The following is a 19,172-nucleotide window of genomic DNA, read 5'->3' as shown; positions in this document are numbered from 1 at the left end:
TGTGGAACACGTGGGCGGCTAGTTCCCCGACCACCCCATGAAAATGGGCACGTAAACCACCAAAAGCAGCACGCCGATCAGCCCGAGTAGATACGGGATGATCGCGCGAGTAATGCGCTCCAGCGGGAGCTGGGTAACCGAGGAGGCCACATATAAGTTGATCGCCACCGGCGGGGTGATCATGCCAATCGAAAGCCCCACCACGATGATCAGGCCAAAGTGGATCGGGTCGATGCCAAGCTGCAGCACCAACGGCAGCAAGACCGGCGTGAGAATAATCAGGGCGCTGGCGGTTTCGATGAACACGCCGGTGAGCAGAATCACCGCGACCACCAACAGCATCACGACCAGCGGATCGGTGGAGAGCGATAGCACCGATTGCGCAATAGCGCCGGGCACCTGCCAGCTCGAAAGCGTCCAGCTCAGCACCGCCGACATCGCAATCACCAGCATGATGACCGCCGTGGTCATCGCCGAGCGGATCAGTAGCCGATACACCTGGGGCAGCGTCAAATCGCGGTAGACGAACAGCGACACCAGTAGCGCGTAGTTCACCGCCACCACGGCGGCCTCACTCGGCGTAAAAATACCGGTGAAGATACCGCCCAGAATGATTATTGGGGTCATCAGCCCCCAACTGGCGGACTTGAAGGTGCGCCAGATCGTTTTGGGTGAAAGCGGCGTGCCCTTGGGGTACTGGCGCTTGTAGGCCTGGGTAATGGCAATGGCCATCAAGCCCAGGCCCATCGCCAGGCCCGGCAGAAAACCGTTCAAGAAGAGGGTCGATACCGACTGCTGGGCGATCACCGCGTAGATGATCATGGGCACCGAGGGCGGGATCACCACCCCGATGGTGCCGCTGGCCGCGATCAAACTGGCCGCCGAAGCGGGCTCGTAGCCCTTGCGTTTGAGTTCCGGCACCAGGCTCGAGCCTACCGCGGCGGTGGTCGCTGCCCCGGAGCCGGAAATCGCGGCGAAGAACATGCCCGCCATGATGGAGACGATCGAGAGCCCGCCGCGCATAAAGCCCACCAGGGAGTCGGCGAAGCTCACCAGCCGCTCGCTCACCTTGCCCTGGGCCATCAAATCGCCGGCCAGAATGAACATCGGAATGGCGACCAGCGCAAACGAGTTGATGCCCTGAAACATCTGCTGGGTGACCACCATCAGCGGCACGCCGGCCTGGTAAAGCGCGTAGAGCGAACTGGCCCCAATGGCGAAGGCGATGGGTACGCCCAGCAGCATCAGCAGGAAAAAGAGCCCAAAAAGAAGCAGTGTCATGGCGTTTGCTCCCCCATCGGCTTTCTCGGCTCACCCTCGAGGGCGATCTCGAAAAGATCCACCAGCGCGTACCAGGCCATGATCGCGGCGCTGATCGGCATCACTGCGTAGACGTAGGACATCGGCAGGCGTAATGAGGCGGATTTCTGAAAACTCTGCACCTGCATGTAGCGATAACCGATCACGATCAGCGTGATCATGAACGCAATCACCGCGAGCACGGCGAGAAAGCGCGCTGCCTGGCGAAGCCTTACGGGCAGCGCATCGACGGCGAAGGTGACGGCGATATGATGACCACGCTGGAAGGCCAGCGTACCCGCCAGAAAGGTGATCCAGATCAGCAGAAAGCGCGCGACCTCCTCGGTCCAACCCACGGCGGTGAACAGCACTCGCGAGACGATCTGCAGCGTGATCACCCCGATGAGCGCGGCCATACCGGCGAACACGACGGGCTTGAGCACGGCGTCGAGGCCGCGCTCGACGGCTCTCGACAGCGAAACGGCAGCGTTCAATGACGATGTTAACGACATGGCGGCCTACTCGAGCGCCTCTTGAATGCGCGGCAGGTAGTCGCCGAACTGCTCGCCATACTGCTCGTAGATCGGCGCCACGGCCGCCTGGAAGGCCTCGATATCCGGCGATTCATTGATCTCCATGCCGGCTTCTTCCAGGGCGGTGAGCTGCTCGGCTTCCATCTCGGCGTTTTGCGCGCGGGCGTATTGGGAAGCCTCGCGGGCGGCTTGCTGCACCAGGGTTTGCGCCTCTTCGGGGAGCGCGTTCCACTTGGGCAGGCTCATCACGAACAGCGCCGGGGCGTAGATGTGGCGCGTCATGGTCAGGTAGTCCTGGGTCTCGGCCAGGTTGAACGCGTGGATGGCGTTGATCGGGTTCTCCTGGCCGTCGATGGTGCCCTGCTGAAGGGCGGTCAGTGCCTCGGTCCAGGCCATGGGCACGGCGTTGGCGCCCAGGGTGCGGAAGGTATCCACGTAGACTTCGTTTTCGATCACGCGCAGGCGCAGGCCGTCCAGATCCGCCGGCTCATTGATCGGGTGGCGGCTGTTGGTGATGTTGCGAAAGCCGCGCTCGGCAAAGGCCAGGCCTTTCAGGTTGACGTCTTCGAGCGAGTCGAGAATCTCCTGGCCGATCTCGCCGTCGAGTACTTCGTAAGCGGCCTGTGCATCGGGAAAGAGAAACGGCAATTCGAACACCGAGAACGCGTCGACGAAGTTGGCCACAGGCCCGTTGGTGATCAAACCCATGTCGACGGTGCCGATCTGCATGCCTTCGAGCAGGGTGCGCTCGTCGCCCAGGCTTGCGTTGGGGAAGATCTCGACGCTGATCGCGCCGTCGCTTTGCTCGCTTAAAATCTCCTGAAAGCGGGTCGCGGCGAGGTGGTAGGTGTCGTCGCTATTGACCACGTGGGCCAGGCGCAGCGAGGTTTGCGGGAGCTCGGCGCTGGCCGTGCTGGTAAAACCCAAAAGCCCTGTGGCGGCAATCATGAGCGCGCCGCGCAGGTGGGCCAGGGAGAAGCTGAAAGAGGGAGAAGAGTTTGCGTGTTCCACGAGATGTCCTTCGGTGAGTCGCTTTTTTAGTGATTGGCGGGCGTATTATAACGGCGTGCGTGCTCTACCATAGCGGTTTTGGCGCGCAATTCCCCGCCTGAAAGGGCGGTATTAGCCAAAAGAACACTATGGCCCCCGGGCGCTTGAGCGGGGCTTGCGTTGGCGGTAGCCTGCATACCCCCCAATGCTTGCCGGTCAGGCTTTCGCGCTTATAAGGTTATGGGGTGATTTTATATACGCTATAGCTAAATTAAAAACAGGCGGGCCATCGCGTCAGGGCCCGCCCTCAAGGTTGAGATCATGGACACGTTGATTAACGAGCTCGAGAACATCGTTGGTAAAAAAGGCGTTTTGCTGGGTGACGACGTTGCCCAGCGCAGCGTCGACTGGTTCACCAAGGCCCCCTGTGAAGCCAAGGCGATCATTCGCCCGCAAAGCACCGAGCAGCTCAGCCAGGTGATGGCCGTTTGCCATGGCGCCAAGCAGGCGGTGGTGACCCACGGGGGCTTGACCGGCGTAGTGCACGGCGCAGTGGCCAGCCCCAACGAGCTGGTCGTGTCCCTCGAGCTGATGAACAAGATCGAATCGACGGATGCGGTGGGCTCGACCATGCAGGTGCAGGCCGGCGCCACGCTGCAAAGCGTGCAGGAAGCGGCCGAGGCGATCGACATGCAGTTTCCGCTTGATTTAGGCGCGCGCGGCTCTTGCACCATTGGCGGCAACATTGCCACCAACGCCGGCGGTATCCGGGTGATTCGCTACGGCATGATGCGCCAGCAAGTGCTCGGCCTCGAAGCGGTGTTGAGCGACGGCACCGTGGTCAGCTCCATGAACACCATGCTCAAGAACAACGCCGGTTATGATTTGAAGCAGATGTTCATCGGCAGCGAAGGAACGCTGGGTATCGTCACCCGCGCGGTGCTGCGCCTGCAGCCGATGATGCCCAGCGAGCAGACCGCGCTGGTCGCCGTACCCTCGTTCGAGGCGCTCACCGGGCTTTTGAAGCTCGCCTCCAAAGAGCTCGCCAACAGCCTGAGCGCCTTCGAGGCGCTTTGGAACAATCACTACGCGCTGATGACCAGTGAGGCCACCAAACACGCCGAGATCCTCGCCGGCGACTCGCCCTTTTACGCCATCATCGAGACGCTGGGGTCGAACGAGGAGCAGGACGCCGAGGCCTTCGCCGCGGTGCTCGAAAGGGCCCTGGAGGAGGAGTTGATAACGGACGCGGTGCTTGCGAACTCCAGCACCCAGCGCCAGGGTATCTGGGACATTCGTGAAGACATCGAAACCCTGGTGTACGAGCTGAACCCGATGTTCTCTTTCGATATCAGCCTACCCATCGCCCATATGGACGAGTACGTCACCACGCTCGAAGAGAAGCTGAAAGCGCAGTGGCCGGAGACCGCGCAACTCGTGGTATTCGGTCACCTGGGCGACGGCAACCTGCACATCATGATCACCGTGCGCGATGCAAGCCCGCATAGCCGCCGCGACGTGGAAGAGCAAGTATACGGGGCGCTTGCAAAGTACCAGGGCTCGATCTCCGCCGAGCACGGCGTGGGGCTGGAAAAGCGCGACTACCTGGCGCTCTCCCGCTCGCCAGAAGAGATCGCGCTGATGAAGCGCATGAAGCAGGCGCTCGACCCGAAGGGGCTGTTGAACCCGGGCAAGGTGCTCGCCTAAGCGCATCCTGTGATGCCAAAAGCCGCCCCGTGGGGCTAATGCCGATCAGTTAAGCTTGGCTATCACCTGTGGGGCGGAGCTTTAGCTCGCGACGTGTGGCTTGGCCAGGGCGCCTGACGGCGCCATTCGCCGAATTATCGGACCACCGCTGAAGCGGGCTCCCCAACAACGAAATCTTGCATCCATCCCTTGTAGGAGCAGGCTTCAGCCAGCGATGCAGCGCAACGCGCTGCTGGGGTTGGTGATGATGGCAACCAAAAGTGCCGTCGCCACCGAAGGGCGGCTATCGCCGCCATCGCCCAATGGAATTGGGCTCCTACAATGGAGTCGTGCCCCATCCCTCGTAAGAGCAGGCTTTAGCCAGCGACGCAGCGCAACGCGCTGCTACAATAGATTTACCGCTCGTTGTGGGTAGGCAAAAGCCTTAACTGATCGGCATTACCCCGTGGGGCGGCCAAGCGGGGTTTACTCGGCCAGCGCCTCGCGAATGCGCGGCAGGTACGCGCCAAACGGTTCGCCGTACTGTCCACCGCTTCCCGGCTGGACAGCGCCCGCCCACAAAGGTAGGATACGCCCCCTACGCGCCCGTAGCTCAGTTGGATAGAGTATCGGCCTCCGAAGCCGAGGGTCGCAGGTTCGAATCCTGCCGGGCGCGCCATCCAGACTTCTCAAGCCTTCCAGTCAGTTCCCGAGTAGACGAAAAACACAGCAAAATCAGCGGTTTTTGTCCCGCGCTTTGCCAAGTGTTCCTGCCGAATCCAAGCCCGTTTGTGGTATAGAACAGAGTGTAGAGTCACCCGAATGGTCGAGCCTCTCTGGCGTGTAATATGCACAGCCGAGCGCAGGTCATCCTGGCTCTTGGCGCGCAATCCGTGACCTGAACGTCTACGCTGAAACGTTTCGCCACGTGGGCAAAGGGGGGCAGTGATGTTCGAGGGATTCAAGCTGGAGACGGTTGAGCTTGCCGAGGCGACGTTGAGAGTAAGACATGGCGGCTCGGGGCCGCCGGTGCTGTTACTGCATGGCCACCCTCGAACCCACATGACCTGGCATCGCGTCGCCCCGCTTCTAGCGGCGCATCACACCGTCGTTTGCCCTGATCTTCGAGGCTTTGGGGAATCCTCCAAGCCCGTGGATACGCCGGACCATGCCGGCTCCTCCAAACGCGCCAAGGCGCGGGACTGCGTCGCGCTGATGCGCCACCTCGGCTTCGAGCGCTTCGCCGTCGTTGGTCATGACCGCGGCAGCTACACCGCCTTTCGCACGGCGATGGATCATCCCGAGGTGATCGACAAGGCCGTCATGCTCGACGGCGTACCCATCCTCGAGGCGCTGGAGCGCTGCGACGCGCGCTTCGCGACCGAGTGGTGGCATTGGTTCTTCTTCGCCCAGCTCGACAAGCCCGAGCGCGCCATTCTCGCCGACCCGGATGCATGGTATGGCGGGAGTCGTGAGGCGATGGGAGAGGCGTCCTACGCGGACTTTCGCCGGGCCATTCACGACCCGGCGACCGTTCACGGCATGATCGAGGACTACCGGGCCGGCTTGAGCGTGGACCACCTCCACGACCGGCAGGACCGTGAACAGGACAAGCGCCTCCAATGCCCAGCGATGGTGCTGTGGTCGCTGCGTGACGATCTGGAGCGGCTTTATGGCGACGTGCTCGAAGTCTGGCGCCCGTGGACGACATCGGTGGAGGGGCACGGCCTCGACTGCGGCCACCACATGGCCGAGGAAGCCCCCGAGGCGCTGGCGAGCACCCTTCTCGACTTTTTGGGGCGGTAGGCGTCCTGCCACGTGGCGCTGATCCTGGTTTGTTCTCGAATTGCGTCAATTGTGGCAAGGGGCGCTTTGCGATTATTTACATATAAAACAATTTCTTAACATGTGTCATCGAGCCCTTCCGGGCGCGCCAGGATTCATTGAAAGAAAGCCTTTGAGTGATCACGCGCCCCTTTTTTGTATCGCGACGATACGCACGTCCGGCGTGTTCTCGGGTCAGACGCATCATGACGGTGAATTTGAGTGGGTTTTAAACGGTTAATTTAGGCATTGCGTCACAGGGGGATAGGCTTTAATTAATTCTTGAAGTATCGCTTTGGGTTATTACTATTATTTAAGTGCGCCTGCTGCTTCCAACCTTGGCATCTGGCGGCAAGGTGCTGGCAAGCCCGGCTCACTCAACCGGTAGGGCCGTGCTCAGTTCGCCCGGGAGGAGCCAGCGGAGTAGGTCTCGGGAGTATTCACCCTTTTTAAGTTAGCAGTTGCTTTATTTTAATGCGTTAAACATTGCTCTCGATAAAATTTTTATTTTCGGGATTTTTTAGCTCCCTTTTACCAGTGACGATCAGTCAGCCTTGGTTATCGAGGGTTTTAAAGGTACGCGGATGCAAAATAGTATTAATGTGTTTGGTTGTACTGTTTACTTAATGTTGATAATTCTTTTTTTATGGATTAGCTACGTTCCCGGTACGAAAAGTGGGCCTGGATGGTGGTGCATGGCGCTGCTTTTTGCACTGCTTTCCCGCTTTTCACTCATTTACATAGACCCCACGTTGCAAAACGAGTTAACCACGATTTTCTACTTCGTGTTAGGTACCATAGAAAAGCCTTTACTCATTCTTGGGCTTATCCGGTTTTTAGAATTAAAGCGCAGTATCGTGGCCATTTGGTTTGCCGCTGCCTTTTTAGAGGTATGGTTTTTTTCGGTCTGGTTTTTCGATTTATCCATTTGGTTATTGAGACCGTTAGGCGCCGCGTTTTTCTGCTTGACGATGCTTTATCTTTCTATTATCTGTTTTAAAAATAGAAAAGCCTTACCCGGCGGCGTTATGTACGGGATCTCTTTTTTTAGTTTGGCTTTTTCGATTAATTGGATGATGGCTTACCCGATCTTTGCGCGCTTTCCTGGCTGGGGCGCCTTCGTACTCATAATCACCTCTGTGAGTAAGATGGGGTTGTACCTGTTTCTACTGGCGGGCGTGTTTCTTTCCTTTAAAACGAGATTGGAGCGTGCCGAAGCCGAAGCGCTTCATTTGGCCCATTACGACGCGCTGACGGGCATGAATAACAAGCTGTATCTGGACGGTATTTTTGATTATATGGTCAGCTCTGCCGAGCGCTCTGGAACGCTACTGGCGGTCATTTTTATAGACCTCGATGATTTCAAACCGATCAATGACTCGGCGGGGCACGAGGTGGGCGATAAAGTGCTTGCCAAAGTGGCGCAACGAATAACCGGCTGCGTAAGAGCGACGGATGTCTGCGCTCGTTTGGGCGGTGATGAATTCGTGGTATTAGCGGCCCACCTGGATAAACCCGAACAATCGATTTTGTTGGCTGAGAAGCTGATAAAAAACATCAGCCGAAATATCAGGATAGCGTCGAAGGACTATCGCGTCGGCGTGAGTGTCGGCATATCGCTTTATCCGCTTCATGGTCAAGACCTCTCAACGCTGCTGGCCCTCTCTGACAAGGCCATGTATGAAGTGAAAAAGCGAGGAAAAATGAACGTCTCTCTTTATAACGGGGGAGAAGCTTAAACTTAAGCGCAAACGTAAAACGACACCTTGCCAGCGAGAGCGGGTGCATTGATTTTCAATCCACCCGGCTAATCGCCTCGCGGTCAGGGTCCACATACCACACCAGGCCAAGGCGCGAGTTGCGCTCCAGGTCGGCGATGACCTGGGCGCCCAGCAGTAAAATGATCGCGCCTACTTCAAGGCTCAACAAAACGATGATCAGTGCCGCTAAAGAGCCGTACACGGCATTGATGAACGATAGGTGGGTAAAGTAATAGACCAGAAAGAGCCTGACCCCCTCCCACAAAAGCGCTGCCACGAAACCGCCCACCACGGCTCTTCCGATAGCGATCTGGACCACCGGTAATATTTTGTAAATCGCACTGAAAAGCAGGAATACGCCGAAAAAGCTGAACAGGTTCAGAACGGGCTCTGAAAGGCCCGCCAAGGGGAGTTCCTGGGCGAACAGCGCAAGTGCCAGGGCGTTGAGCGAACTTGCCAGGGTCACGACCAGCGTGAGCGCCATGAGCCCGGCGCCCAGCACCAGCATGAACGCGTACGGTAGCACCAGCGAGACCCAGGTACTGCGCCGGGGGCAGTCCGGGGCGTGGAAGATGAACGAAAGGGCATCTTCGAGCATACGAAAGGCAAACGAGCTAAGCAGTAGCAGTATCGGCAGGCTGAGAATGCCGATCACATCGCGAGAGTCGAGTAGCCCGCGTACCGCGTCCATCACGACATCGGCATGGGCCGGGGCCAGGTGGCGGGCCTGTATCGCCAGCACGTTCAGCAGGTGCTGCTCGTCGACTACGCGGGTCGACATGACCCCCAGCAAAGCAAAGAGCGGCACGACGGAGAGCAAAATATTGTAGCCCACGCCGCCGGCCAGCAGGATGCCGCGATTTTTCAAAAAGTGGCACAGTACCCGCCAGGCAAACGATGCCAGACGGGGGAGCAGAAGGAGAACGCCACTGACGAATGTGCGGTTGTGGGCCATCGCGCGCTACGCTCCTTATACATCGGGGATATCGGGCTTTGCATCGACCGGCCATTCGAGAAGCCGGTAAAGCGCCACTGTCTTCAAGAAAGTGGCGCCTTTGGTATCTTACCCTGATTAGCCCGGGAACGCGTTAAAGCGCTGAAACCCAAGGGGGGCCTGCCGCGTCATTGAGTAACGGGCAGGCAGGTGCTTTAGGCTCTGTCTGAAAAGTGCCTGCGCTCGACAATACGGCGTTAAAAATTGGCTCAAAATACTCATTTACACATGTAAACTCCGTTTTTTCGCCAATTTTTGCCTTGTCTTGTCTTCGCTCGTCGACTTTTCAGACAGACCCTGGGTTACTCTTTCGGGTTGAGCTCGCTTTGGCTGGGCGGCGCTTTGACCGTCACTTCGTGCAGATTTTCCTGGGAGAGCGCGCGGTAGAGGGAGAACATCATGGCGAATACCAAAAGGAACATGGGTAGGCCGACCACGGTCACCACCTCCTGCAGCGCGGTGAGCCCGGCATCGCCAGCCAGCACGATGAGCATCGCCGCCAGCACCCCTTCAGAGACACCCCAGAATACCCGCTGATGCCAGGGGCCCGCGTCCGGGCTTCCGGTACACAGCATATCGACCACCAACGAGGCGGAGTCCGACGAGGTGGCAAAGAAGATCGCCACGATCACGACCGCCAGGCCCTGAATCAGCGTGGCGGCGGGGAAGTTATCGAAAAACGCGAACATGGCCAGCGGAATACTCTCGCTTACCGCCGCGGATAGCATACCGGCCTGCTCGCCCAGCGCCTGGCGTGCCTCGGGTCCAATGCCGTCGATCTCCATGGCCGACCAGCCAAAGATGGCAAACCACACCAGGGTAAACATCGACGGGGCGAACAGCACCCCCAGCACGAACTCGCGAATGGTCCGCCCGCGGGAAATACGCGCCACGAAAATCCCGATGAAGGGGGACCAGGTCACCGTCCACGCCCAATAGAACACGGTCCAGCTGCCCTGCCAGCCCCAGTCGACGCCGTTGCCGTCGTAGCTTGCCAGGGTGTCGTTCCAGAACGCCAGCGGCAGCAGGTTGGTCACGTAAAGGCCAAAGGTCTCCACGACTGCGCGCAGTAAGAAGACGGTGGAGCCGGTAAAAAGCACGAAGATCATCAGCCCCACGGCCATACCGATATTGATATTGGAGAGCCGCTTGATACCGGCATCCAGGCCCGCCACGATCGAGCCGACCGCCACGCTGGTCAGCACGGCGATGATGACGACCTTCGTAAACACGGCGTCGGGAATACCGAAAAGCTCGGTGAGTCCTGCGTTGATCTGTTGCGTTCCCAAGCCAATCGAGACCGACACGCCGAACAGCGTACCCAGGATCGCGGCGATATCGAGGGTTTTGCCGATGGGGCCGTAAATCCGGTCGCCAATGAGCGCGTAAAACACCGAGCTGAAACGCATCGGCAGATCATACCGGTAGATAAAGTAGGCAAACGCCAGCCCCGGCATGGCGAAGATGGCCCAGGTATGAAGCCCCAAATGGTAGATGGCAAAGCTCATCGCGTCGTCGGCGGCTTCTACCGTGAACGGCTCGACTCCCGCGCGGGGCGGGGTCGAAAAGTGGGAAATGGGCTCGGCGACGCCCCAAAACATCAAGACCGTCCCGATACCACCGGCAAACAGCATGGTGAACCAGGAAAGGTTGGTGTAGGTGGGCTTGGCATCATTCCCGCCCAAGCGGATCGCGCCGTAGCGGCTCATGGCCAGCCAAAGCAGAAACACCACCCAACTCGAGACGCCGAAAATGAACAGCCAACCCAGGTTGGTCACGATCCATTCACGCCCGGCACCGAAGGCGTCGCCAATCGCCTCGGGGGCGATCAGCAGCACGATCAGAAACGCCACCATGATCCCGGCCGAGGTGAAAAATATGAAGGGGTCGGTTTTTAACCTCAGCTTCCCTGCAAGTGCATTCAACATCTTTTTGCTCCCTGTATTTCTTTCAACATAGGAGCTATTGGCTTTTAGCGCCAAAGCAAAGCGTGCCGAGGCGTTGCACGGGCGGCTCGTTTTTCCGGTGCCCTTTCAGGTTCACGGGCCGCTATCACGCCGCCCAGGAAGGCGTAGCGTGAAAACGGCGGCCCGTTAGCTGTGCGTTGAGCGGTTACCGGGCAACGCTTGCGCCTAGAGCCCTTCTTCCAGCAATTGCGGGGCAAAGTAGGTCATGATCAGATCCGCGCCGGCCCGGCGCATGGCGCCCAGGGTTTCGCGCACGACGGCGGATTCGTCGATCACGCCCTGTTGTGCAGCGAACTTGATCATCGCGTACTCACCGCTGACCTGGTACGCCACCAGTGGCAACAGGCTTTGGCGACGAATGTCGGCCATGATGTCCAGATACGCCAGCGCCGGTTTGACCATCAGAAAATCCGCGCCCTCGGCTTCATCGGCCAGCGACTCGTTGAGCGCTTCGCGGCGGTTCATCGGGTCCATCTGGTAGGTCTTGCGGTCGCCTTTTAGCTCGGTACCCGCGGCTTCACGAAACGGGCCATAAAGCGCCGAGGCAAACTTGGTGGAGTAGGCCATGATGGGGGTCTCAGAAAAGCCCGCCTCATCGAGGGCTGCGCGGATCGCCGCGACCTGGCCGTCCTGGGCGGCGGAAGGCGCGATGATATCGGCACCGGCCTTGGCCGCCTGCACGGCCTGAACGCCGAGGTTCTTGATCGTGCGGTCGTTATCTACGGTGTTGCCCTTCAGGATGCCGCAGTGCCCGTGGGTGGTGTATTCGCAAAAGCAGATATCCGGAATCACCACTAGCTCCGGCGCGGCTTCCTTGATGGTACGCACCATGCGCGCCACCATGCCGTCTTCCTTGAGCGCATCGCTGCCGGTTTCATCCTTGTTATGGGAAATACCGAACGGCATGATGCTTCTAAGCCCCAGAGCGCTCAGGCGCCTGGCCTCGTCACCCAGCTTGCTTTCCGGCACGCGGTACTGGCCCGGCATGCCCTCGATCGGCGTGTACTCGTCGGTCTCCTCCTCGACGAAAATGGGGTAGACCAGATGTTCGGCGCGAAGCGAGGTTTCACGCACGATGGTGCGAAGCGCGTCGTTTGAGCGCAAACGACGAAGACGGGCCTGGGGAAACTGGGCCGGCATGAGACCTCCTGATGAGAGTGGAAAAGACGTTCCAATCACCAGTATAACGCTGTGCGCAAGGCCGGTCAGGGTATCAAGCTCATGAAAGGGCGCTATTGAAGGACACGCCTACCCAAGGGCGCAGAGCAGGCTGACAGAGAAAGGCAAGACCCCATGCCGGCGTTTGACCGGCATGGGGGAGCGCTCGATGAAAGCGCGGCGGGCCTAGAACTCGGTGCGCAGGGTGAGTGTCGCGCTGCGCGGCGTGCCGTAGACAGCGCCGGCGTAGAAGCCGAAGTTGTCGTAGTAGGTTTTGTCGAACAGGTTGTCGACGTTGAGAGTGACGTTGGTGGCGTCTGTCACGTCGTAACGCGCCATGGCGTTCACGGTGGCGTAGCCTGCCCAGTTGGCGGGCGTGGAGCCGGTGCTGATGCCGTCGACGGGTTTACCGGCGGGGCCGGAGATCGCATCGATACTGCTCTGCGCATAGACGCCGGTACCGAAGGTCCAGCGATTCAACATACCCGCCGGCTCATAAGTGGTGTGGAGCTTGAGCAGGTGGGAGGGGTCGCTGCGCCCGTCGGAGTCGATGCGGCGAAAGTGCAGGTAGGTGTAGCCGCCGTAAACGTTCCAGTTCGGCGTAATGGCGCCGGCAATCTCCAGATCCACGCCGTCGGTTTCGTTACCGGTGCCGGCGCGGTAGGCCTGGTTGCCGTCCGGTGTGAGGTTGGCGCCGTCGAGCACGGCGCTGTTTTCCTGGCGGGTGCGGAAGTACGCCGCGGAGGCGTTCAGGCGGCCGTTGAACCACTCGCCCTTCACACCGGCCTCGTAGCTGTCGCCGTCGATAGGCTCGACCGGGTCACCGCTCACGGTTTGGCTGCTTTGTGGGGTGAAGATGTTGGTGTAGCTTGCGTAGAGCGAGTGGTTGTCCGTGAGGTCATAGACCAGCCCCGCATAGGGGGTGAACACGCCGGTTTCGCGACGGGTGGTCGTGTCGCCGGAGGCGGTTTCGTTTTCGGTTTTATAGTAGCTGGTACGGCCACCCAAAATGACGGACAGCGGTTCGGTGACGCTTAGCCGCGTAGAGGCATACAGGCCGCGCAGGTCGGTTTCGGTGGTGCTGCGCTGGCCGTTTCGCGCGCCGCTCAGGCCGATGTCGCGGTCAACGCCGTTGCGCCAATCGGTGATCGGCAGGCCATTGGCGTTGCGGTACATGCAGCCTTCGGAAAATTCGGACATCGTGCTGCTGGACAGCGTGCAGTCGTGATCATACGTGCGTGAACGGGTGCGGCTGTCGCTGTAGCCCACCGCTAGATCATGACGGCGGCCGAGCAGATCATAAGCCCCCTTCAGGTCGATACTGGCAGAGCGCTGGCGCGTCTCGTTGTCGTTGCGCATCCCGTTGAGAATGGCACCGCCGCCATCTTCTTCCCAATAGCCGTTGTAGGTGCCACTTACTGGCCCGCGGTTGACCTTGCCCAGGGCAAGGTTGCTCAGCGCATCGGTTTCACTTTGGGCGGCCTGAACTTCGACGCTCCAGTCATCGTTGAAACGATGCGTCAGCGAGGCGAAGGCGGTGTTGGTTTCTTGCTCGGCGTAGCTCCACTCTGGCACCAGGTTGGTGCTGCGCGAAAGATCCGTGCGGCGGCCGCTGGCGAACCAGATGGGCACGTTGGCGCCCCAGCCCGCGCCGGAGGTCTTGTTGTACTCGTACTGATAGCCCAGGCCGAACGTGGTGTCGTCGCTTACATCGAATTCGAAGTTGGCCAGCGCCGCTCGGTTGCGGTTGGATTCGTGATCGCGAAAGCCATCGCCTTCGCCTTGGGTTACGACGAAGCGCGAGCGAACGCTGCCATCCTCGGTGAGCGGCAGGTTCAAGTCCGCCCCGGCCCGGGCGTTGTCCCAGCGCCCGTAAGAGACGTAGGCGTTGCCGCCGAACTCCGTGCCCGGGCGCTTGCGAACCAGGTCGACGGTGGCCGAGGGGTCGCCGGTGCCGCCCAGCAGGCCGTTGGCGCCGCGCACGATATCCACGCGCTCGTAGAGATCCAGGTTCAGGGAGTTGCCGCCACCCGCGAATCCGGTGTCGCCCGGAAACTGCAGGCCGTCGATCTTCCAGTTGCTGATACCGTAGCCCCGGGCGCGGAAGGTGTTACGCACCCCCACTTCCGATTTGTTGGAGGTGATGCCCGGGGTAAGCTCTAGCGCATCTTCCAGGTTGACCACTCGCTGGTCGTCCAACTGCTGGCGGGTCACGCTGGTCACCGACTGCGGCGTCTCCCGGGGGGAAAGGTCCAGCCCGGCGGAGCTGCTGGTGTCGGAAACCGTGTAGCTTCTGCTCGGGTCACCCTGGTAGCGGGCCTGGACGGTGATGGTGTCCATCTCGACGTTGGCCGAGCTCTCAGAATCGGTTTGAGCTAACGCGCCACCACTCAAAAGGCCGGCACTTATCGCGGCGGCAATAGCGATAGCGAGGGGCTTTTTTGACCATTCAGCGGTATCGAGCGAGGGGGGGTGAGCACCGAGCATCTAAATGTCCCTTAAAATAATAATGATTAGTATTTACGATAATAGAAGCCCCGATTATATTAGCGCTTTGGTTTAAGAAAGTTTTGGTCTATGAGGCGTATGTAATGGATTGTTTGGCAGCGGGCTCACCCACTACATCAAGTACCGGCCGGCAAGTTGAATGCGACGTCATTCTGGTGGTGGACAACGATGAGGAAAGCAGCGCCCAGGTGTGTCGCTACCTGGCAGGCGTAGGGTATCGCACGCTTAGGGCCGCCAGCGGCGACGAGATGTGGGAAAAGCTCGATGACCGCGTGGCGCTGGTGCTGTTGGAGCATCTACTGCCGGGAGAGGATGGGCTAAGCCTTTGCCGGAGCTTGCGCTATCAGAACAATACGCCGGTGATCATGACCAGCGCCCGGGGGGCGTCGGCGGAGCGCATCATCGGCCTGGAAATCGGTGCCGACGACTATCTCTGCAAGCCCTTTGACTTTCGCGAGCTGCTGGCTCGTATTCGCGCCGTACGTCGGCGGGTGGCGCAAGGCTTCGCGCCGGCGCCGCCCGCACAGGAAACCGAGCGTCATTTTGCCGGTTGGCGTTTGGATCTGCGGCTGCGCCGGCTCCATTCCCCTACCGGGCGTGTCTACGATCTTACTCGTTCGGATTTCATGGTGCTGGAGGCGCTCAGCGAGACGCCCAATCAAATCATCAGCCGCGATGCGCTGAGCCGTCATGCCCTGGGGCGGGAGTATTACCTCAACGACCGCTCGGTGGATGTCTGCATCAGCCGTCTGCGTCATCGCCTCGAAGACAACGCGCGCAAGCCTCGCCTCATTCGCACCGTACGCAATGAAGGCTATCTACTCGAATTGGCGACGGCGTAAAGCAGGCATCCGCATCGAAGTGCTGCGTTGTTCTCGGCGTATTATTCCGGCGAAAGCCACGCCACCCTTCTTGCCATGAAGACAGCGCGCTATCATCGCGCACGTCCCGTCAAGCGGTGACGTTTTCAGTGGTGCAACGCTCGTGTCGGGAATCCGGTCGTTATGCATAAAGCAGGCGCGTTATTGACGCGGGGGCCTATCGGTCGCCACGTGAAGGAGATGGCCATTACCAGTGGGCTAAGCCTGTGGGCGCTGTTCTTGATCGAGATCCTGACGCTTACCTGACCGAATGGCTGGATAGCTGGCCTGAACGGCTGCCCCAAGAGGGATATGGAAAAACTCACGGCCGTCTGTCGTTTCAAACTAGCGGTGGCCACCTAAAAAGTGGCGAATTGACCACGTGAAAACCCGGGGGAAAAAACCAATAAAATTTGGGCTTATAAGGGGAACGTGTTATAGAAATATGCCGATAAACAAATGTTAATAATATAACTCGGTTAAAATACAGTTTTTTTCAGTGCGTTCATAAGGTTTACGATGTACACACCCGGCCTGCTATCGTTCGATGAGTTCCCCGTGGGATGTATGGTTACCGATGATAGCCGCCGGATCCTCTATAGCAATCAATATATGAGCGACCAGTACGGCTACGCGTTCGAGTCGCTGCGAAACCGGGATCTGTTCGAGTTATTCAGTAAAGCGTCCCAGGTGCTGATCGAAACCTTCGTGGCGCCCGCCCTGGCACGCGATGGCCAGTGCGAAGAGATCCGTTTGTCGCTGGTTCCCCCTTCCCAAAAAAGCCAGCCGGTAATCATTAGCGTCGTCGCTGATAGCACGAACGCGCGTCTTTTTTGGAGTATCGCGAACGCGAACCGCTCGGAGCAGCTGTTCGTCGAGCTAAAAAAGACGCAGCAACTGCTGGAACAAAAAGTGACTCAGCTGCGCGCGCTCTCAAGCGTCGACCCTCTTACAGGGCTTCCCAACCGCGCCGCGCTCAGCCGACATCTCGACCGTCAAATTGCCGCGCGGCAAAGCGGCTTTGCACTCGCCTTCATCGACCTGGATGGTTTCAAAGAGGTCAACGATCGGTATGGCCACGAAACCGGCGACAAGGTGCTACAGCAGATTGCCAAGCGGCTGACCGATACCCTTCGCCACAAGGATATGGTCGCCCGTTTCGGCGGCGACGAGTTCGTCGTGGTGCTGGATGGCTATTTCGATCAAACGCTTGCCCAAAGCCCGCTTTATCGGCTCATCGACCGGCTTGCAGAGCCGGTTTTCGTGGACGATGTGTCGCTCACGCTGTCGGCCAGTATCGGGCTTACGCTTTACCCGCAAGCCAAAGCGTTGGAGCCCGACCAGCTGATTCGCCAGGCCGACCAGGCCATGTACCAGGCCAAGGTCGCGGGTAAAAACCGGGTATGTTTTTTCGATATCGATGACGAAGAGGTGCAAAAGGAGCGCCACGCCGAGCTCGTGGCGATCGACCGGGCAATGGCCGCGGGGGAGTTTGCGCTGTTTTACCAGCCTAAAATCAATATGCGCACGGGCAAGGTCGTGGGTGCCGAGGCGTTGATTCGTTGGCACCACCCGGCGCGGGGGCTGGTCGGCCCCCAGGATTTTCTGCCGGTATTGAGCGACACGCCCAACGGGGTGCGGCTAGGGTACTGGGTCATTCGTCAGGCGCTTGCCCAGCTAAGCGCCTGGCAAAGCCAAGGCCTGGAGACGGTAGTGAGTGTCAATATCGACGGCTACCACTTCCAGCACCCCCGTTTTTTACAGGAACTCGGCACGATCCTGGCGGATTTTCCCGAGGTGGCGAAACGCTGCCTGGAGCTCGAAGTGCTGGAAACCAGCGCCATCGACGATATCGACCAGGTGGCGCTGGTGATCAGCGCGTGCCGCGCCCTGGGGCTTCAGGTATCGCTGGACGATTTTGGCACCGGCTACTCGTCGCTTAGCCACTTAAAAGAGCTGCCGGTGGATACGCTCAAAATCGATCGCAGCTTTGTCCAGAACATGCTCGAAAGCCGGGGGGATCTGGCTATTTTGAAAGGGGTGATCGGCTTTGCCCAGGCGTTCGAATTCGGCGTCATTGCCGAAGGCGTGGAGACCCTGGCGCACAGCCGGGCGCTTTTGGAACTGGGCTGCGAAATAGGCCAGGGTTACTTCATTGCCCGCCCCATGCCCGCCAGCCACTTCCCCGGGTGGGTCGCGGCGTGGGCGCGAGAGGAGTTTCAAAGAAAGTACGGGGATTAAAGTACGGGTATTAATGTTTCAACCAGGAGGAAGCGGTTTGTTAACCAAAGCGGGCGTCATGGCGCGCAACAATATTACCGTGGTGGGCGAGGGCGACCAAACGCTCATGTTGGCCCACGGGTTTGGCTGCGACCAGCGGGTATGGCACTACCTGCTGCCGGCCTTGAAAGAGCGCTATACGCTGGTGCTATTCGACTACGTAGGCTCCGGGCAGTCGCAGCTAGCGGCGTTCGATATGAACCGCTACGCAACGCTCGAGGGCTACGCCCGGGACGTCATCGAGATCATCGAAGCGTTGGATTTGAACGAGGTGCACTTCGTCGGCCATTCGGTCAGTGCCACCATCGGCCAGCTGGCCGCGCTCGAAATACCCGAGCGCTTCGCCAGCCAACTGATGATCTGCCCCTCGCCATGCTTTTTGAACCTGCCACCGGATTATCACGGTGGCTTCGAGCGCGCGGACCTGGAAGAGCTTTTGGATTTGATGGAGCGTAACTATATCGGCTGGGCCCACTATCTGGCGCCGCTGGTGCTGGGCCCGGAAAGCTCCGAGAAGCTCATCGGCGAGCTCTCCGAGAGCTTCTGCTCCACCGACCCGGTCATTGCCAAGGTATTTGCTCGGGCCACGTTCTTTGCAGACTACCGGGCGGTGCTGCCCCGCGTGCGCCACCCGGCGCTGCTGCTACAAAGCCAGGTCGATACGCTGGCCAACCCGGAGGTGGGCCGCTATATGCACGCGCGTATGCCGGACAGCACGTTGAGGGAGCTGCCAAGCGTGGGCCACTGTATTCACATGACCGACCCGGAGACCGTGGGCCTTGAAATCAACGCCTGGCTCGCCCGTTACGTGCGCAACAGCGCCTGATCGATAGGGATGAAGGCGCTGGCCGCCTGGATCAGCGAGGCGGCGGTGAGCGGGGCGACGCCGTATACTTCGACGCGTTTACCGTGAACCCGGCGAATTTTTTCCGCGAGCAGGTCGAAGTCGCCGTCGCCGGAGACCAGCACGATGACATCGGCAAGCGGGGCGTGTTCGATGGCATCGAGGGTGATGCCGACATCCCAGTCGCCCTTGGCCGAGCCGTCGGCGCGCTGGATGAACGGTTTCAACTTCACCTCGAAGCCGATGCGGCGAAGGATGTTCTGAAACTCCCGCTGCTTGGCGTCGCCCTTGTCGATGGCGTAGCAGTAGGCCGCCGTTACCTCGCGATTCGCGCTAACCCGCCGCCAGAACGCATGGTAATCGAAGTGTTTACCAAACGCGTCGCGCACGGTGTAGTAAACGTTTTGGGTATCCACAAAAATGGCGACGGTGGTCATAGGCGTGGGCCGTTTTGCGCGGTGCAAGGGCC

At 59.5% G+C, this 19,172-nt stretch carries 15 protein-coding genes and 1 tRNA gene; 8 read left to right on the top strand and 8 right to left on the bottom strand.

From position 1 onward, the window contains the following. Positions 1 to 18 precede the first annotated feature (18 nt). From ACWHXT_RS16340 to ACWHXT_RS16330, 3 genes are read right to left on the bottom strand one after another with little or no spacing between them, the layout of a single operon-like run. A complete protein-coding gene (locus ACWHXT_RS16340; RefSeq protein ID WP_447894555.1) occupies positions 19 to 1,281 on the bottom strand; it encodes a TRAP transporter large permease in 1,263 nt (420 codons plus the stop codon). After that, entirely contained in the window at positions 1,278 to 1,811 is a 534-nt protein-coding gene (locus ACWHXT_RS16335; protein ID WP_447956602.1) for a TRAP transporter small permease, read from the bottom strand. The genes ACWHXT_RS16340 and ACWHXT_RS16335 overlap by 4 nt, the downstream gene beginning before the upstream one ends. 6 nt (positions 1,812 to 1,817) lie before the next feature. Further along, entirely contained in the window at positions 1,818 to 2,780 is a 963-nt protein-coding gene (locus ACWHXT_RS16330; protein ID WP_447929179.1) for a TRAP transporter substrate-binding protein, read from the bottom strand. 363 nt (positions 2,781 to 3,143) lie between these two features. On the opposite strand from ACWHXT_RS16330, the gene ACWHXT_RS16325 reads away from it, so the two are divergent. The 4 genes from ACWHXT_RS16325 to ACWHXT_RS16310 all read left to right on the top strand — a co-directional run bounded on the left by ACWHXT_RS16325 (position 3,144) and on the right by ACWHXT_RS16310 (position 8,071). Further along, positions 3,144 to 4,529 carry an FAD-binding oxidoreductase gene (locus ACWHXT_RS16325; protein ID WP_447894553.1) on the top strand — a complete coding sequence of 462 codons (1,386 nt, stop codon included), beginning with the start codon at positions 3,144 to 3,146 and terminating at the stop codon, positions 4,527 to 4,529. A 581-nt stretch (positions 4,530 to 5,110) separates the two neighbouring features. Beyond that, positions 5,111 to 5,187: transfer RNA gene (locus tag ACWHXT_RS16320), tRNA-Arg, on the top strand. A 269-nt stretch (positions 5,188 to 5,456) separates the two neighbouring features. Then, positions 5,457 to 6,314, top strand: coding sequence for an alpha/beta fold hydrolase (locus ACWHXT_RS16315; protein ID WP_447956601.1), 858 nt, complete (start codon positions 5,457 to 5,459; stop codon positions 6,312 to 6,314). A 713-nt stretch (positions 6,315 to 7,027) separates the two neighbouring features. Next, positions 7,028 to 8,071, top strand: coding sequence for a diguanylate cyclase domain-containing protein (locus ACWHXT_RS16310; RefSeq protein ID WP_447956600.1), 1,044 nt, complete (start codon positions 7,028 to 7,030; stop codon positions 8,069 to 8,071). Positions 8,072 to 8,126: 55 nt separating this feature from the next. On the opposite strand, the gene ACWHXT_RS16305 is transcribed toward ACWHXT_RS16310, so the two are convergent. The 4 genes from ACWHXT_RS16305 to ACWHXT_RS16290 all read right to left on the bottom strand — a co-directional run bounded on the left by ACWHXT_RS16305 (position 8,127) and on the right by ACWHXT_RS16290 (position 14,698). Continuing rightward, entirely contained in the window at positions 8,127 to 9,047 is a 921-nt protein-coding gene (locus tag ACWHXT_RS16305) for a YihY/virulence factor BrkB family protein (RefSeq protein WP_447956599.1), read from the bottom strand. A 341-nt stretch (positions 9,048 to 9,388) separates the two neighbouring features. After that, entirely contained in the window at positions 9,389 to 11,014 is a 1,626-nt protein-coding gene (locus ACWHXT_RS16300; RefSeq protein ID WP_447956598.1) for a BCCT family transporter, read from the bottom strand. A 204-nt stretch (positions 11,015 to 11,218) separates the two neighbouring features. Beyond that, complete coding sequence (gene hemB, locus ACWHXT_RS16295) at positions 11,219 to 12,193, bottom strand: porphobilinogen synthase (RefSeq protein WP_447927256.1); 975 nt, start codon at positions 12,191 to 12,193, stop codon at positions 11,219 to 11,221. A gap of 204 nt (positions 12,194 to 12,397) precedes the next feature. Beyond that, positions 12,398 to 14,698, bottom strand: coding sequence for a TonB-dependent siderophore receptor (locus ACWHXT_RS16290; protein WP_447956597.1), 2,301 nt, complete (start codon positions 14,696 to 14,698; stop codon positions 12,398 to 12,400). 104 nt (positions 14,699 to 14,802) lie between these two features. Between ACWHXT_RS16290 and ACWHXT_RS16285 the strand changes: the two genes are divergently transcribed. The 4 genes from ACWHXT_RS16285 to ACWHXT_RS16270 all read left to right on the top strand — a co-directional run bounded on the left by ACWHXT_RS16285 (position 14,803) and on the right by ACWHXT_RS16270 (position 18,685). Next, a complete protein-coding gene (locus ACWHXT_RS16285) occupies positions 14,803 to 15,561 on the top strand; it encodes a winged helix-turn-helix domain-containing protein (protein WP_447956596.1) in 759 nt (252 codons plus the stop codon). A gap of 162 nt (positions 15,562 to 15,723) precedes the next feature. Continuing rightward, positions 15,724 to 15,846, top strand: a complete 123-nt coding sequence (locus tag ACWHXT_RS16280) for a hypothetical protein (RefSeq protein ID WP_447956595.1) — start codon at positions 15,724 to 15,726, stop codon at positions 15,844 to 15,846. Positions 15,847 to 16,098: 252 nt separating this feature from the next. Beyond that, a complete protein-coding gene (locus ACWHXT_RS16275; RefSeq protein ID WP_447956594.1) occupies positions 16,099 to 17,820 on the top strand; it encodes a putative bifunctional diguanylate cyclase/phosphodiesterase in 1,722 nt (573 codons plus the stop codon). 37 nt (positions 17,821 to 17,857) lie between these two features. After that, on the top strand, positions 17,858 to 18,685 hold the full coding sequence (locus tag ACWHXT_RS16270) for an alpha/beta fold hydrolase (protein ID WP_447956593.1): 828 nt from the start codon (positions 17,858 to 17,860) through the stop codon (positions 18,683 to 18,685). On the opposite strand, the gene ACWHXT_RS16265 is transcribed toward ACWHXT_RS16270, so the two are convergent. Beyond that, positions 18,664 to 19,140 (bottom strand): LabA-like NYN domain-containing protein, encoded by a 477-nt coding sequence (locus tag ACWHXT_RS16265; RefSeq protein ID WP_447530168.1) that lies wholly within the window; start codon positions 19,138 to 19,140, stop codon positions 18,664 to 18,666. The genes ACWHXT_RS16270 and ACWHXT_RS16265 overlap by 22 nt on opposite strands. Between the last annotated feature and the right edge of the window lie 32 nt (positions 19,141 to 19,172).

It is taken from the genome of Vreelandella halophytica, assembly GCF_968193635.1.
This window is presented reverse-complemented; position numbering and strand designations above follow the sequence as displayed.